Origin of the sequence: Reichenbachiella sp. (assembly GCF_965223055.1) — a bacterium.
Lineage (GTDB): Bacteria > Bacteroidota > Bacteroidia > Cytophagales > Cyclobacteriaceae > Reichenbachiella.
In genome coordinates, this window is record NZ_CBDCVM010000010.1 from 647,789 (window position 1) to 662,957 (window position 15,169).

At 39.5% G+C, this 15,169-nt stretch carries 14 protein-coding genes and 1 pseudogene; 10 read left to right on the plus strand and 5 right to left on the minus strand.

The annotated features are described in order from the left end of the window. Positions 1-10: 10 nt before the first annotated feature. The 3 genes from ACOQO5_RS10570 to dsrP are packed head-to-tail and all read left to right on the plus strand — an operon-like array spanning position 11 to position 2,788. On the plus strand, positions 11-556 hold the full coding sequence (locus ACOQO5_RS10570; protein ID WP_420581660.1) for a cytochrome c3 family protein: 546 nt from the start codon (positions 11-13) through the stop codon (positions 554-556). Positions 557-560: 4 nt separating this feature from the next. Then, positions 561-1,568, plus strand: coding sequence for a sulfate reduction electron transfer complex DsrMKJOP subunit DsrO (gene dsrO / locus ACOQO5_RS10575; protein WP_420581661.1), 1,008 nt, complete (start codon positions 561-563; stop codon positions 1,566-1,568). Positions 1,569-1,579: 11 nt separating this feature from the next. Next, the gene (gene dsrP / locus ACOQO5_RS10580) at positions 1,580-2,788 is read left to right on the plus strand and encodes a sulfate reduction electron transfer complex DsrMKJOP subunit DsrP (RefSeq protein WP_420581662.1); all 1,209 of its coding nucleotides are present in this window, start codon (positions 1,580-1,582) and stop codon (positions 2,786-2,788) included. 22 nt (positions 2,789-2,810) lie between these two features. Here dsrP and ACOQO5_RS10585 read toward each other — a convergent pair whose 3' ends face one another. Further along, positions 2,811-3,635, minus strand: coding sequence for a DUF4197 domain-containing protein (locus ACOQO5_RS10585; RefSeq protein ID WP_420581663.1), 825 nt, complete (start codon positions 3,633-3,635; stop codon positions 2,811-2,813). Between the two features lie 126 nt (positions 3,636-3,761). On the opposite strand from ACOQO5_RS10585, the gene ACOQO5_RS10590 reads away from it, so the two are divergent. From ACOQO5_RS10590 to ACOQO5_RS10605, 4 genes are read left to right on the plus strand one after another with little or no spacing between them, the layout of a single operon-like run. Beyond that, on the plus strand, positions 3,762-4,259 hold the full coding sequence (locus ACOQO5_RS10590; protein ID WP_420581664.1) for a mechanosensitive ion channel domain-containing protein: 498 nt from the start codon (positions 3,762-3,764) through the stop codon (positions 4,257-4,259). 23 nt (positions 4,260-4,282) lie between these two features. Beyond that, positions 4,283-5,113 (plus strand): mechanosensitive ion channel family protein, encoded by an 831-nt coding sequence (locus ACOQO5_RS10595; RefSeq protein WP_420581665.1) that lies wholly within the window; start codon positions 4,283-4,285, stop codon positions 5,111-5,113. Then, positions 5,110-5,862 carry a glucose 1-dehydrogenase gene (locus tag ACOQO5_RS10600; RefSeq protein WP_420581666.1) on the plus strand — a complete coding sequence of 251 codons (753 nt, stop codon included), beginning with the start codon at positions 5,110-5,112 and terminating at the stop codon, positions 5,860-5,862. Before ACOQO5_RS10595 ends, ACOQO5_RS10600 begins: the two co-directional genes overlap by 4 nt. Before the next feature lie 39 nt (positions 5,863-5,901). Continuing rightward, complete coding sequence (locus ACOQO5_RS10605; RefSeq protein WP_420581667.1) at positions 5,902-6,360, plus strand: heme-binding domain-containing protein; 459 nt, start codon at positions 5,902-5,904, stop codon at positions 6,358-6,360. A gap of 161 nt (positions 6,361-6,521) precedes the next feature. Here the strand turns inward: ACOQO5_RS10605 and ACOQO5_RS10610 are convergent, their stop codons facing one another. The 4 genes from ACOQO5_RS10610 to ACOQO5_RS10625 are packed head-to-tail and all read right to left on the minus strand — an operon-like array spanning position 6,522 to position 12,583. After that, the gene (locus tag ACOQO5_RS10610) at positions 6,522-8,900 is read right to left on the minus strand and encodes a TonB-dependent receptor domain-containing protein (RefSeq protein ID WP_420581668.1); all 2,379 of its coding nucleotides are present in this window, start codon (positions 8,898-8,900) and stop codon (positions 6,522-6,524) included. After that, positions 8,881-10,254, minus strand: coding sequence for an HTTM domain-containing protein (locus ACOQO5_RS10615; protein WP_420581669.1), 1,374 nt, complete (start codon positions 10,252-10,254; stop codon positions 8,881-8,883). Before ACOQO5_RS10615 ends, ACOQO5_RS10610 begins: the two co-directional genes overlap by 20 nt. Then, entirely contained in the window at positions 10,244-11,353 is a 1,110-nt protein-coding gene (locus tag ACOQO5_RS10620; RefSeq protein ID WP_420581670.1) for an imelysin family protein, read from the minus strand. The genes ACOQO5_RS10615 and ACOQO5_RS10620 overlap by 11 nt, the downstream gene beginning before the upstream one ends. 60 nt (positions 11,354-11,413) lie before the next feature. After that, a complete protein-coding gene (locus ACOQO5_RS10625; protein ID WP_420581671.1) occupies positions 11,414-12,583 on the minus strand; it encodes a DUF4856 domain-containing protein in 1,170 nt (389 codons plus the stop codon). Positions 12,584-12,807: 224 nt separating this feature from the next. Here ACOQO5_RS10625 and ACOQO5_RS10630 point away from each other — a divergent pair, with 224 nt between their 5' ends. The 3 genes and pseudogenes from ACOQO5_RS10630 to ACOQO5_RS10640 all read left to right on the plus strand — a co-directional run bounded on the left by ACOQO5_RS10630 (position 12,808) and on the right by ACOQO5_RS10640 (position 15,168). Beyond that, positions 12,808-13,464: a metal-dependent transcriptional regulator gene (locus ACOQO5_RS10630; RefSeq protein ID WP_420581672.1), complete on the plus strand. Its 657-nt coding sequence runs from the start codon at positions 12,808-12,810 to the stop codon at positions 13,462-13,464. Continuing rightward, the gene (locus ACOQO5_RS10635) at positions 13,461-14,378 is read left to right on the plus strand and encodes a metal ABC transporter solute-binding protein, Zn/Mn family (RefSeq protein ID WP_420581673.1); all 918 of its coding nucleotides are present in this window, start codon (positions 13,461-13,463) and stop codon (positions 14,376-14,378) included. Before ACOQO5_RS10630 ends, ACOQO5_RS10635 begins: the two co-directional genes overlap by 4 nt. After that, positions 14,375-15,168: pseudogene (locus tag ACOQO5_RS10640) on the plus strand (metal ABC transporter ATP-binding protein). The gene ACOQO5_RS10635 and the pseudogene ACOQO5_RS10640 overlap by 4 nt, the downstream one beginning before the upstream one ends. Position 15,169 lies beyond the last annotated feature (1 nt).

Below are 15,169 nucleotides of genomic sequence, written 5' to 3' on the forward strand. Positions count from 1 at the left end.
ACATGGGATTATGGATAAGATAAATCACATGGATAAAGACTCTATCAGCTATGGGGTGAGTTCATTGGATCATGTGGGTAATTTGGCACTTGTAGAAGTAGAACATCCTGCGGGTAATAATTTCTTAGTCCCAGAGCGAACTAGTCAAATGGAGCTTTTTTCATGCCTCAATTGTCATGACCGGTCTATAGAGTCACTAAAAGCCAGTGAGCTTTCCAAATACAAAAAATCGCATTGGAACATCTCTATTCATCATGCTCCGAATGAAACCATGAATTGCATGACTTGCCATAACGATCAAGATTTGAATGAATTGGTCTCTCTTACTAAAGAACCCATTTCATTCAACAAAAGCTATAATCTATGTGGACAATGCCATTCTGAACAGAAAAAAGACTGGTTGGGTGGTGCACACGGCAAGCGCGTGGGTGGATGGGCCCCACCACGCGTAAGTATGACTTGTGTGAATTGTCACAATCCTCATGACCCCAGTTTCAAACCCAGGTGGCCATCGAGATTAAATAAAACTAAAATAAACCAACAAGAAAACGAATAACTATATGCCAGATCAAACCAACAAACATCAAGGCTGCGGAAAGTCGACTTGTGGCTGTTCAGAAAACAAACCTGACGGGTTCACTCAGGTATTTGACAAAAAATCAGACCGAAGAGATGCCATTCGCAAACTTTCACTAGGGCTATTAACAGGTGCTGGATTAGTCAATTCTTCATGCAGTGTCACTGCTGGTGATACTAAAAAGGAAAAGGCAGAACTCAATTGGGAAGAATACTTCAAAGGCAACTTCAGATTGATGACAGATGATGAGAAAGGTGCAACTGTAGATCGTCTGACCAGGCTCTATGAAATCAATAAAGGAAGTACTATCAATCTTTCAGCCAAGGATGCTGAAGAAGACGTGCTTTATGGTTACGCGTTCAATATCTCCAAATGCCAAGGTTACATGGACTGTGTGAATGCCTGTGTCGAAGAAAACAATCAGGATCGAGACTCAGAGATGCAATATATTCGTATTCATGAACACAAAAATGGTCAAATCAATTTCGAATTTGCAGATGACGATTATTACCATGAAGTACCCGCAGAAGGCCATTTTTACATGGGTACCCAGTGCTTTCATTGCGACAACCCTCCTTGTGTAGATGTCTGCCCAGTAGGCGCTACCTGGAAGGAAAAAGATGGAATTGTGGTTATTGACTACGATTGGTGCATTGGCTGTAGATATTGTATGGCCGCTTGTCCCTATGATGGTCGACGATTTAATTGGTCCGACCCAAAAGTTTTGGAAGAACAAGTCAACAAAGAGCAGCACTACTTAGGCAACAGAATGCGAAAAAAAGGGGTCATGGAAAAATGTACTTTCTGTGTTCAACGAACACGTAAAGGCAAAAATCCAGCCTGTGTAGAAGCCTGTCCTACTGGTGCACGAGTATTCGGAAACTTACTCGACCCTGACAGCGAAATCCGTTGGATATTGGCCAACAAAAAAGTATTTAGATTAAAAGAAGACCTGGGTACTGAACCTAAGTTTTGGTATTACATGGATTAAGCAATAATAGAATGAATGCACTTACACAATTAGTAAAAGATGGTTTTCGGGAAGCCACTAAGGGCAATATGACCTACCACATTTGGATGGGGAGCTTAACCTTATTCATGCTACTCGGTGCTTATTGTTATTATCTGCAAATAGACCAAGGTTTATCAATCACTGGCATGAGTGATAGGGTAAGTTGGGGGTTGTATATTTCTAACTTTACTTTTTTGGTAGGCGTAGCAGCTGCTGCTGTTATGCTTGTACTACCTACCTACATCCTTAAAGATATGGATTTCCATAAAGCCGTACTTATTGGAGAAGGTTTAGCAGTTTCAGCTCTAATCATGTGTTTGGCATTTGTTACAGTGGATCTAGGTGGACCAGCCAGAGCTTGGCATTTGATACCTAAGTTGGGTTATTTCAATTTTCCATCTTCCATGCTAGCATGGGATGTACTTGTACTAAATGGTTATCTTTTTATCAATATCAGTATTCCATTTTATATCTTATTCACCAAGTACAAAGGCCAATCACCAAACAAAAAAATCTATCTACCAGGTGTATTTATTTCTGTTTTTTGGGCAGTAGGTATACATATGGTGACAGCCTTTTTATATGCAGGTCTGCCTGCCAGACCGTTTTGGAACAACGCCTTGCTAGGACCAAGATTCTTAGCCTCAGCATTTGCTGCAGGCCCTGCATTGATTGTCATCGCTTTAGGAGTTATCAACAAATTCACCAAATACGCCATAGAAGAAAAGACAGTGAAGAAAATAACGACAATCATTACTGTTGCTGCTCAGATCAATTTGATCATGCTGTTTTCTGAACTCTTCAAAGAGTTTTATGCACCGACGCATCATAGTATTAGTGCTTATTACTTATTCTTTGGCCTAGAAGGTAAAAATGCCTTGATGCCCTGGATTTACTCTTCTATCGGTATGAATGTAATAGCTACAGTATTGTTGACCATTCATACATTCAGAAGCAAACCATTTTTCATGTACTTATCTTGTGGATTGTTATTCGTTGCTATCTGGATTGAAAAAGGCATGGGATTAATCATTCCTGGATTTATTCCTGGGCCTTGGGGAGATATCGTGGAGTATGCGCCGACATTAGTAGAAATCGGTGTAACCTTAGGCATCTGGGCCATGGGTATATTTATTTTTACAACGTTGGTAAAAGTAGCAATCCCAATAGAGAACGGAGAAATGAGATTAAAGAGTTGATAAATAAGTATTGAAGATTCCTTTAACCGTTGGCTTCATCACTGGTAAATACTTTTTGTATGATGTCACTGGCATATTGTAACGGATCTTTCCTGATTTTCTTCTCTTCCTCTCCTACCAAATGAAAAAGTCCGTCCACTGCTTTGGTAGTCGCGTATTCGTCAAGGGTTTCTGGCAGATTGAGATCTTTGCCGATATATTGATTCACTTTAACAGTCTGAGATAATGGGCCAAGACTAAACGTCTCTTCATGGTTCAAAAAATCAACAACTCCAGTATAGATATCAGTGGCAGCAGTTTCTCCCAATGCAGTTTTGATATCTGGCTGAAATGCGCTGATCAATGACGTACTCGTTTTTGTTTTGAAATAGTCTGTGGCAGCAGTTTCTCCACCTTGAAGAATCCCCAATGCATCAGTAAAACTCATGGATGTAATGGCATCAACAAATATAGGTGTTGCCTTGGTGGCAGCTTTTTCAGCACCCCTGTTCATGGCAACAATAAGTTCCTCAAACGGATCAGTATCAATGTTTTGATTTGTTTCTACATACAAATCCAGCAACTGCTGATATGAAACAGTGGTAAACCCCAAGTTAATACTTCCAGCATCAATTTCATCTTGCAACTTAGTCACCTCTTCTGGAAGCAAAACCTTGATGGCTTCATTTTTCAGATAACCATCTACTGCCGAACCAGATGTGACTGCACTATCTAACCCGGTATCCAAGGCTTCTTTTAATCCTTCTACAATTTCTTCATCTGATAAACCAAGATTAAGAGCATCTTCTAGTTCTTCGCATGAAACAAACAGAAAAGCTAAAGCAGTAACCAATATTGGAAATTTCATAATAATCAATTTGTGTCTCTAATATTAATAATCAAAAATAGAGTGATTTTGTTGTATGATCGTCTATAAAATCAAAGAATTAAATTCTAACTTCGATTCAATTAAACCATTTTCTATTATCATTCAATGCAAGATAAGCTTATCATCCAAAGTATACTTTCTGTAGGGTTGCTCCTTGTTTATACAGTAGCCAAGCTACTCACAAAACGATATACTGAAAAATTCGCGACTCGTAGAAAATTTAAAAAAGGGCGAGCTACTGATACGGCTAAAATTATCAACAGCTCCTTCACCATAGTTTGTCTTATTTTATTAGGTTTTATCTGGAACATTACTTTCGAAGGAATAGCTATCTACTTTGCGTCCTTCTTTACGGTAGCTGGCATCGCACTTTTTGCAAGCTGGTCTATTCTAAGCAACATCACCGCTAGTGCAGTTCTATTCTTTAGTTTTCCACATCGCATAGGTACTAGAATCAGGATAGTTGATGGTGATAATACTATTGAAGGGATTATCGTAGACATGACACTCTTCTCTTTACAATTGGAGGTAGAGAAGAAAAAAACAGTATTTTATCCGAACAATCTTGCATTGCAAAAACCAATTATGGAAATTATGGATTAGTATAGACTATCCTAATATAACGCATGAAAGAGTTCCTCCAATTTAAGCTTATTCACTTCGGTGAAATCAATATCATGGTCTATCACATCCTGGCCATTGTAGGTGTGGTAGTAGCTACCAGACTGGTGCTTTTTATCCTGCGACGCTTTTTCAAAAGACAGATTAAACTGAACAAGTTTGACGAAGGCCGTGCATGGGCATTCTATCAGATCATCAAATATGTTGTTATCGTAGCTGCCATCGCTGTTGGACTGGAATTGGTTGGAGTCAAGCTCACTTTGCTATTGGCCGGTTCCGCCGCCCTATTGGTGGGTTTCGGGCTCGGGGTTCAGCAACAATTCAATGACTTAGTCTCGGGATTAGTACTATTGTTTGAAGGCACAGTTTCGATCGGTGATATTGTAGAACTTGAGGGGTTGGTAGGAAAAATCACTGAAATCAACATCCGTACTTCAGAAGTAGTAACTCGAGATGGCATCATTATCATTGTGCCCAATTCTAAATTGGTTAGCGACAAGGTGATCAACTGGTCTCACAATCGTCAATCTACCCGTTTCAAAGTTAGTGTCGGTGTAGCCTATGGCTCAGATGTAAAAAAAGCAACACAGTTGATTGAACAAGCTGCTGCCAATCATCCGGAGGTAGCTAAAAAACCTAAACCTTTTGGTAGATTCATCAATTTTGGCAATTCATCTTTAGATCTTGAAATAAGATTTTGGTCCAAAAACATGTGGGAAATAGAATCGATCAAAAGCGATATTAGGTTCGAAATCAACGAGCTATTCAATACAAACGGAATCGAAATACCATTCCCTCAAACAGATATTCACATTAAATCCAATCATACGAAATGAGTAAGTTTTCATTAAAAGATAAGGTTGCCATAATTACTGGCGCAAGTAAAGGAATCGGTGAAGCCATGGCCTCCATATATGCTGCCGCTGGTGCCAAAGTAGTAGTTTCGAGTAGAAAACAAGAAGCAGTAGATGCAGTAGCCGAAAAAATCACCGAAGCAGGATTTGAAGCTATTGGAGTAGCCTGTAACACAGGTGACATGGTGGAAATTGGCAACCTGATTGACAAAACTTTGGAAGTATATGGCAAGATCGATATTGTGGTGAATAATGCTGCCACCAATCCTGTTTTTGGTCCCGTGATACAAACTGACATCGCTGCGTTCGACAAGATCATGGACGTCAACGTAAAAGGACCATTTGAATTGGTGAAATTATCCGTACCTCACATGGAGGCTGGCGGTTCCATCATCAATATTAGCAGTGTAGGTGGCATCTCTCCTGAAGCACATTTGGGTATATATAGTGTAAGTAAAGCAGCCTTAATTTCGCTCACTAAGGTAATGGCTAAAGAACTAGGACCACAAGGCATTCGAGCCAATGTGATATGTCCAGGGCTAATTAAAACTAAGTTTAGTGAGGCGCTTTGGAGTAATGATGACCTGACTAAGAAGTTTGTAAAACACCTTCCTCTGCAACGTATAGGAGAATCAGATGAAATCACTGGTCTAGCACTATTTTTAGCTTCAGAAGCTTCTTCCTATTGTACCGGTGGTGTTTACACGGCAGATGGTGGATTTACAATATAAATCTTATATATTCGAATCCAATTTTTCAAGGATTTACAGATGACACTAAAAACAAAAATTATAGCGGGCCTGGTAGCCGTACTTATTATCATACAATTCTTTGGCATAGACAAAGAAAACCCTACGTATGATGCTAGTAACGATTTTATTTCCATTACTAATCCGCCAGAGGAAATTGCTCAAATCATAAAGACTTCTTGCTACGATTGTCATTCTTACCATACAGAATATCCGTGGTATTCAAATTTCGCCCCTGTGTCTTGGTGGTTGGCTGATCACATCGAAGAAGGCCGTGAGCACTTTAACCTCTCTGAATGGGGTTCTTATTCAGAAAAGAAAGCCTTGCACAAACTAGAAGAGTTTTATGAAGAAGTAGAAGAAGGTGAAATGCCTCTAACTTCATACACACTTATTCATGGAGAAGCCAGTCTATCTGACGAGCAAGTTGAAAAGTTGGTAGCCTGGGTAAAGCGCTTACCTGGGGTGGAGCAAGACTAAAGCTTTATTCCTATAGAGTTGTCAGACATCTTCAAGATGTCTGACGCCGAAGTCTAATCTCTTACAACTTAATCCCTAACGTCAAATAGAAACTGCGTCCGTCTGACGGAATGATTCCGGGACCGGGATAGCCTGTGGCTCTTCGAGTATAGTAGTTGTTATCAGTCAGATTGGTTGACACCTGACTCCAAACGTAACATCTTATAGCTATAGGATAAAGAGAAATCAAGGATTTGATAGGCAGGTATCTCTCCTATCACTCCTTCCCTGGCACTGCCTGGTTCTGCTATCCCTGAGTTTTCTGCATCGGTATACTGCTCAGACATACTGGTGAACTGAATACTTGCCAGCAAATTCTTGTAACCCATATTGAGACCCGTTTTTATATTTACGTCTGGGATAAACTCCACTTTGTTGCCATCTACGTTGTTGTTTCCTTCAATGGCGTTCAAGTACTTGGATCCGGTAAAGGCAGCATTCACAAACCAATTGAATTTAACATTTTGATTGTCTCCTTTTAAAGTTTCAATTAGATTCCAATCCGCAAAAAGCTCCAAGCCATAGATCATGGCATCTCCTATGTTAGTTCTCACTCGATTGGCTCTATTGTCGAATACAATTCCAATACGATCCTTGTACATCATTACATATCCTCCAATGTCGTAAGACACATATTTTTTCCATTTTCCACGCAACCCAATATCAGAGGTATATCCGTTCTCATCTTGAATGTTTTCGTCGATGATGAAGGATGGGTTTACCGTTCTGATATCACTGAACGTAACTGAACGATAATTCTGTGAAAAATTCCAATACAGTTCAAGATTTGGATTAAATTCATTGCTCACGCCTAAGCCTAACAAAACAAAGGTTCTAGGTAGCGATTGGACATCTGTAGTATCTCGATAGACAGTGTCATCCGTCGGGTCAGGAAACACCCGGTAAGAACCTTCACTTTCAGTCTTGATATGCTCTACCCTAATCCCCGGTGTAATAGATAGTTTATCATTCAGATAAAAAATATTCTCTCCAAAAAAAGCCAAATTTTGATTAGGGAATGTGAAATCTGAAACATAAGGATAAGTAGGATTGTTGAGATCAAATGAAAAGTCAGCATCACTATCAAACGAGCCAGGGCCTTGCAGCGAAGTGTTTTCTGCTTTGTAAAACTTAGCTCCAATTAAAAACACAGCATCACGATCGAAAAGACTATATCTTGTTAACAACCTTGTTTCTACACCCCAATTGTTGAAACTGCCTTTGATTAAATCTCTTGGGTAAACATAACCCCCATTTTCATCTGTCCAATCTGGCTCGTTTACGGGGTTTCTGTTGAGTCCATCAGCTCCTGGAATTCCTCTAAACCCTAGCGCATTTCTTTCGGCATCCAAGCCAAAAAAATTGAGACTAAAATCCGTTCTATTGGAAAACTTATGATCAAGTCTAATAGCATACAACTTCCAATCTACCTCAAACCAGTTACGTTCGCGATTGCTGAACATGGGGTCTTCTGCAAATTGGCTATCAGTTAAACCTCCTGCTTGCTGAGCCAAATATTTCAAATAGGTAAAGTCTGCCGAAAGGCTAGTTTCGTCACTAAAGGCATATTTGAAATTGGCGAAGAAGTTTTTTGAATCAAAATCAGAATTGGGTCGGTAACCATTCCCTTTCTTGTAATTGAAATAGGTATAATAGCTAAATTTTCCTAGCGTTCCACTCAGGCTGTTGAAACTGGTAAACAGACCAAATGAACCGAGCGTTTGTCGAGAGACCAATTCTACTTTTTTATCTGCTACCGGCTCTTTCATCTTAAAATTAATCAAACCACCGAACTGTGTGCCGTATTGCAAGGATGCTGCCCCACGAATCACTTCAATTTCTTCAAGACCTTCTACTGGCGGGGTATAATAGCTTTCAGGATAACCTAGCACATCAGCACTGATATCATACCCATTTTGTCTGGTATTGAAATTTGAAGTTCTATTTGGGTCTAGCCCTCTCCCTCCGATACTTAATTGTAGTCCGCCGTCATTACTTTCATAAATATTGAGTCCAACTACCTGCGAATACACCTGCCGGGCATTGTTGCTCGCACGATTTCCCACCATCTGATCTAACAAGATTACTTCACTCTTTTTTCCTGCATAGATGGCCGTGCCTTCCACTGGCTGGAGTCGTTTTAGGCTAAATATTTCTTCTTTCTTTTGATTGATAACTACCTCCGAAAGCTCTGTCAACAATTCAGAAAGTTCGAAGTTTAATGTTTGATTGCTGCTAAGCTCTAGTTGAGTGGCCAGTGTTTCGTACTGATAGGAAAAAACAATCAATGTATATTGACCTGCAGGTAAATTATTGAAACGATAATACCCTTCTTTATCCGTATCCACCAGTTTTTTTAGCTCTTCAATATAAACCTGTGTGGAAGCTAAACCTTGGTTTGAAACAGCATCAACAACTCTACCCCTCAATTCATGCTGCGCCCATGACACCTGAGCCAACAACAGCATTACGCCAATTATGCTACAAACCTTTAATCTCATCTTCGAATGGTAAAATCCACTGCTTATGTTTGAATGACTCTTTAACTTTCATTAAATCCACCTCTGGGTCTACAAAAGGACGACTTGACCTTCCATTGAGTGCCACAAAACTATCTACATACACTTCCACATTTTCATGTCCTTGAGACTCAAAATGATGACCCAGGAAATGCGCATATTCCAATATAAAATCAGGTTGAAACGACATTTGCTTTTCCTGAAATGGTGTAAGAAAATCTCTGTTGTCTACATAAAACCGTCGACCCGTTTTTCCATCAACAATTCTGAAATCTGCAATTCCCGCTTTCTCCATCAACATCACTCGCCAGGAAAATCGGAATCCTTCTTCCGTCCAAAACAACTCCCCCGGATACAACAAATACCTGAATGGAATGGCAAATTGGAGCGCAAAGAAAACGATTATCAGGGTTAATCTTGCCCTCTGCCAAAAAGAATTATAGTCTATGTTCAGCGTGCGACCAGTATAAACACCTGGTTGCATCCATGTAGTATATTGACCCAACTTAGAAAGTGCATCCACGTGCCACTTTGATGGAAAGAAAATGAGTGTACAAGCAATCATAAGGTACGGAAACATCCCAATTGGGAATAGTATACTGGTGAGTACATGGAAGACAACCACCATAAAATACCCAAACCATCTAGTGGCGGAAAAGAGTAACAAGAAAGGCACCGTAAGGTCATACAACGCCCCTACCCAGCTCAGCGTATAATGTACCCAAGTCTGTTGTAGCCAATGACCTAACAGGGGTAAATCATAACCACCTGGCAACCACATTTTCAAAGGCATGGCATCAACCAACCAGTCGGAATTCAGTTTTGCCAAGCCAGCATAGAAATAGACAATACCAAGCATCAGCTTTAGCAAGTCAATATTCCATTTGGAAATGTACTCAAACGCTAAATTTTGTTCCTTATAAGCATCTATAGAGGCATAGGCATTGGCGGGTAAGAAAATCATGATAAAGCTTACCAAACTCACGAAATAATAGTGATTGAGGTAAGTCGTCTTGTCCATCAATTCGATATAGGTAAAACTCAAAAAAAATATCACAATTGCGATTCTGTATTTATAGCCTACCGAAACCATCAAGGCTGATAATCCACAAATAATAAAGAGGATATAAGTAAAGCCTCCCAAAGGTTTCACCCATTCAAAACCATAATAAGAGAAATGAAAATTGGGCTCTAAGTAAAGGCGTACGATCCAACCATAAGCCCAGAATCGAACCATGCTCAAAAACATGAGTAGCCCAAATAAAATACGAAAGACCGCTAGTGGGGCGGCCTGTGTGGTTTGATTCCAATATGATGATCGTGCATCAATCTCCATCAGCGTCTACATAGTCCACTTTTATATTCAAGGCCTGAAGCATATCCAGCTTGAAATAGATCACGTTCTTTTGCAACTCATCATATGTATTGAGCATCAACGTGTTGTTAGTTTCAATTTGTTCAGACAAATCACTCATCAAATTGCTACTCGTAGTTTCTATACTGACAAACTGATCATTGATCAACTTAACCAAGTCCTCACCTTCTTTGATTGAGTTCAAATAATCTAAATATGAGGCGAAACTTTCGCCTTTGGTCTCGCTACCAAAATGTTGACCATTAAAAAATGCATCACTTGCCTTTAAGGCTTCTTCGTAAAGTTCTTTGGAAAAATCTGAATTGTAATAGGCTTCTACATCTTTAGCATCTGGTGTATTAGAAAATACACCAGCAGGAATTCCAATTTTCCCGGCTCGCAAGTGTTTTTCAAAATAGTAGATGTAATCATTGGTCACTTTATTTACAGCTCCAGTGGCGCTTGAACCATCATTAGTTACAAAAACCTCCCTGTAACCATCTTTCCAGTCGGCTAGCACTTCAGTAGTTTGTGAGTGCAATTTTGAAACAATTGCATCCAAATAAGCTTTGTAAGCTGCTCCAGAGTTTTCATCGGAATAAACCGCAACTATCTCGTTGTCTGCTGACCCTAGACCATTAATGAGGTAATCAATCGCTGGAAAACCTTGTTGATTTCTTCTCGAAGGCAAGTCTAAATTATACGTTCCTGATGCAATATTAGCTTCAATATTTGTTGGATCTGTCGGGTATAGATTTGTGTAACTTTGTAGGCTTATAGTTTCTGCTTTTCCTATTTCGAACATAGCCACCCACTGCCATGCCAGGTAAGCTGATTTCCACTTAGTCCTAAGTTCTACAAGCAGATTTTCAGATGGATTAGCTGTAAAATTCTGCGTTGCAGCTGTTAGCCCTTCTAATTCTTTTTCGTAGTTGTTATAAGCAGGAATAATGATATGATCTGCCCAATTGGCCAACATGGCTCCTCTATCAAAATTGTCGTTGGTGGATTCGTCGCTTCCTGAATCGCAGGAGTATAAGAAAACTGTAATCGTTAATATAAGAACTCTAGAAATCTTCATAAACTTAAAAATGAGGTCAATTAAAAACTGACCTCATCCCACTTTTTATTTTCAAATAATTTATAACGCCGCTTCTGCAAGCACTAAGTCAAATGCATCCACAATTTCTTGTGATATCTCATCCAGCGTAGTTGAAGAGGCATTCCATAGACCGTTTTCATTGGCCAATATATCTTCGTAAAATTTTTCAACTTCAGCCTTAGTGAAGTACGGTGCGTCGGTATTTGGTTTTCTTGTAAACTGCAAACTATAGACAAACCCTAAACCTTCTGATAAATCGTGAAAAGCACTTCCATATTCTTTAGATTCTAGCATTGCTTTTCCAGCCTGGAGATAGTGTACCGCTCTTACGGCAATTACCTTAGAAATATTTTCTCTGATGATCTCAGTCTGCGCATCTCTTACCGTATAGTCCTTGGCTACAATAGCTGCTCTTCCTAAAATAAAAGCACCTTCAATAGTCTCTGCTATACCAGTGTAGTTTTCATTACCATCCACACTTCCGATATACTTCAATAAGTCACTTGGCTTATCTTCAGTTCCTCCATATACGTATCCATAGGCCTCATCCCACTTATGCTCCATGTTAGTATAAGTCTTACCCTCAGCTACTGCATCTGCATCGTTGTCCTCAATATTAGAACCAGCATCAAGCACTGCTGTACTGGTATAGTTATTCAATATTTGATCTGCCAAAAGCCCACCGATTAAAGACTTTGCTATCACCTGGTTGAATTCTATTCCCTGAGCATTTACATATCTAGTAGATGTACCATCGGCAATTTGTCCAGCAGCTCCAGCAGAAGCAGCATCGTTCCATTTTGGAAATACCTCATCGTGCTGATTAGATATCCAAGTGTCAATTTGTGTTTTAATAGCTGCGGCATCTGTCGCATTATCTGAAAAATAATCAGCAGAAGCCGCTGTCTTACTTTTTAAATTCTTGCTGGACGCATTCAAATCAGCATCCGAAAAATCAGCATCGCCTTCCTGATGATTGTACATGCTCAATAAAGCATCTTCAGAATTTGTTTCTACTTTCAACGCACTGCCTAATTCGTGATTCATGGCTATCCTTGTGGACTGTCCGCTGTACGAAACAGTGCTTGCACCATCTCTGGTAAATGTATAAGTATCCGGTGCATCTATGGACGGTGCTGTCTCATCATCACTACACGACATCATTGTCGCTCCAAAAATTAAACCGATATAAATCTTGCTGAATTTCATAAGTCGCAAATATATTATGTTTATTAAGACTGATTATAAATAATGAGGCAAAAATATGAACCAGCCAAAATCAAACAACCTTTAGGTAGACTAATTCTTCTTTCATGATAAAAATCACTACTTGTAGTGATCCACTTCCTCTTAAATTGTTAATTGCATCAAAATATATTTTTAGATTAATCTAAATTTTGTTTTTCTTTGTAATAAGTCATCTAAAAACTTACATGTTAAGTCACGCAGAAGAAAACTATTTGAAGGCCATATACCATTTGTCACAAGCAGACAAATCCGATGTATCCACCAATGCTATCGCAGAGGTATTGCAAACAAAACCAGCCTCTGTAAGTGATATGATCAAGAAACTCTCTGATAAAGGATTTGTGAATTATCAGAAATACAAAGGGGTTAACGTTTCAGTAAAAGGACGAAAAGAAGCCTTGCAAATCATTAGAAAGCACAGACTCTGGGAAGTTTTTTTGGTGGATAAACTTCAGTTTAAATGGGATGAAGTTCATGAAATAGCAGAGCAACTTGAACACATCAAGTCCCCTATTCTAACCCAAAAACTTGATAAATTTCTAGGACATCCGAGAATAGACCCTCATGGAGATCCTATCCCTGATGAACGAGGTGAAATTGTCGTCGGAAAAAAGGTTCCTCTTTCCGAAATCAACATTGGTAAAACCGTCTTGGTAACTGGAGTTGACGATTCTGATTCAGAATTCTTAACACACCTGGATAAAATACAAATAGCTTTAGGAACTAAAATAGTGGTCAAAGAGAAAAACTCTTTTGATGGTTCCATGCAAATCCAAATGGCCAACGAACAAGTCATATTTATCTCTAAACAAGTAGCAGATAATTTATTAGTTACAGAATGAAAAAACACTTTTACATATACTTCATACTTGGCCTCATTGCTCTGGATTCTTGTGAACCTAGCAGCAATACTCGAAGTGGAAGGCTTAAAGTAGTCACAACTACAGGAATGATCTATGATGCGGTCATCAATATTGCAGGTGATAGTGTAGACGTCCAGGCACTTATGGGGCCCGGAGTAGATCCTCACTTATACAAGGCTACTCAAGGTGATTTGAAAAAACTACAAGACGCAAATCTCATATTTTACAACGGATTGCACTTAGAAGGCAAAATGGGGGAAGTATTTGAGAAGCTAAGTAGAGTGAAACCTGTATCGGCAGTGACTGAAAATATACCGGATTCTCTTTTTCGTGCAAGTGAGCTATATCCTGGGACTTTTGACCCTCACATTTGGTTTGATGTGTCGCTTTGGAAAAAGGCGGTAAAAAATGTCCATCAGCGCCTTGTAAAAGCCGATGAGCTAAATAAAAAGTATTACGATAAAAATGCTGCAAAATACCTTCTGCAGTTAGACTCCTTACATTCCTCAGTGAAAAAAGCCATATTTCAAATTCCAGAAACACAAAGAATGCTTATCACTGCACATGATGCTTTCGGATATTTTGGAGAAGCTTATGGTATTGAGGTAAAAGGTTTACAAGGCATTTCCACACTTTCTGAACCAGGTCTCAAAGACGTAGCAGATTTAGTTAACCTGATAGTGAAAAATAAAATTAAAGCAGTCTTCATAGAAACCTCAGTTTCCAAAAAAGCCATTAATGCTGTAGTTGAAGGGTGTAAGCTGGAAGGACATTCAGTACTCATCGGTGGCAGTTTATATTCCGATGCAATGGGACCTTTTGGTCAATTTGAAGGTACTTATATCGGCATGGTACACACCAATGTTGAAACAATTGTAAAAGCTTTGAAATGATTGTAAATGTAGACGACCCTATTTTAGAAATTCACGACTTAACGGTTACATATAGTCGAAAACCCGTGTTGTGGGGCGTTGACCTTACGTTACCAAAAGGTGCCTTAGTAGGTATTATTGGACCTAATGGCGCTGGTAAGTCTACACTCATCAAAGCCATAATGGAAATCGTACCCTTTGAGTAGTGGGTGGGTAGAACTGTTGGGGCTACCCATCGCTGAAGTTAGAAATAAAGTCAGCTACGTTCCTCAAAAAGAATCTGTGGATTGGGATTTTCCAGCTTCTGTCCGTGATGTGGTGGTCATGGGGAGATATGCAGAATTAGGATTATTCAAACGTCCACGAAAAGCTGATTATGAAGCTGCTGATTACGCCCTGGAGCAAGTGAATATGCAGCAGTTTGCCAACCGGCAAATCAGTCAGCTCTCAGGCGGACAGCAACAAAAGAGTATTTCTAGCTAGAGCACTGGCGCAAAATGCTGAGATCTACTTTATGGATGAACCTTTTGCTGGTGTTGATGCCGCCACGGAAAAAGCTATAATCAACATCCTGAAAACAATGTCTGATGAAGGAAAAACTGTCATAGTGGTACATCATGACTTACAAACTGTTTCTCAGTATTTCGATTGGGTGGTACAATTAAACACCAGATTAGTTGCATCAGGACCAGTAGAGCAAGCTTTTACTCAAGAATTACTACAAGAGACCTACGGTGGCAAATTAAGCATCCTGACAGAAGTAGGAAATCTTTTGAAGAAACAGCAGTTTCCAACTCGAGATCTAACCTAAT

What these genes read in the sequence shown, in the direction of transcription:
- ACOQO5_RS10570 (WP_420581660.1), top strand. Translation starts at nt 11, where the DNA reads ATGGATAAGATAAATCACATGGATAAAGACTCTATCAGCTATGGGGTG.
- dsrO (WP_420581661.1), top strand. Translation starts at nt 561, where the DNA reads ATGCCAGATCAAACCAACAAACATCAAGGCTGCGGAAAGTCGACTTGT.
- dsrP (WP_420581662.1), top strand. Translation starts at nt 1,580, where the DNA reads ATGAATGCACTTACACAATTAGTAAAAGATGGTTTTCGGGAAGCCACT.
- ACOQO5_RS10585 (WP_420581663.1), bottom strand. Translation starts at nt 3,635, where the DNA reads ATGAAATTTCCAATATTGGTTACTGCTTTAGCTTTTCTGTTTGTTTCA.
- ACOQO5_RS10590 (WP_420581664.1), top strand. Translation starts at nt 3,762, where the DNA reads ATGCAAGATAAGCTTATCATCCAAAGTATACTTTCTGTAGGGTTGCTC.
- ACOQO5_RS10595 (WP_420581665.1), top strand. Translation starts at nt 4,283, where the DNA reads ATGAAAGAGTTCCTCCAATTTAAGCTTATTCACTTCGGTGAAATCAAT.
- ACOQO5_RS10600 (WP_420581666.1), top strand. Translation starts at nt 5,110, where the DNA reads ATGAGTAAGTTTTCATTAAAAGATAAGGTTGCCATAATTACTGGCGCA.
- ACOQO5_RS10605 (WP_420581667.1), top strand. Translation starts at nt 5,902, where the DNA reads ATGACACTAAAAACAAAAATTATAGCGGGCCTGGTAGCCGTACTTATT.
- ACOQO5_RS10610 (WP_420581668.1), bottom strand. Translation starts at nt 8,900, where the DNA reads ATGAGATTAAAGGTTTGTAGCATAATTGGCGTAATGCTGTTGTTGGCT.
- ACOQO5_RS10615 (WP_420581669.1), bottom strand. Translation starts at nt 10,254, where the DNA reads ATGGAGATTGATGCACGATCATCATATTGGAATCAAACCACACAGGCC.
- ACOQO5_RS10620 (WP_420581670.1), bottom strand. Translation starts at nt 11,353, where the DNA reads ATGAAGATTTCTAGAGTTCTTATATTAACGATTACAGTTTTCTTATAC.
- ACOQO5_RS10625 (WP_420581671.1), bottom strand. Translation starts at nt 12,583, where the DNA reads ATGAAATTCAGCAAGATTTATATCGGTTTAATTTTTGGAGCGACAATG.
- ACOQO5_RS10630 (WP_420581672.1), top strand. Translation starts at nt 12,808, where the DNA reads ATGTTAAGTCACGCAGAAGAAAACTATTTGAAGGCCATATACCATTTG.
- ACOQO5_RS10635 (WP_420581673.1), top strand. Translation starts at nt 13,461, where the DNA reads ATGAAAAAACACTTTTACATATACTTCATACTTGGCCTCATTGCTCTG.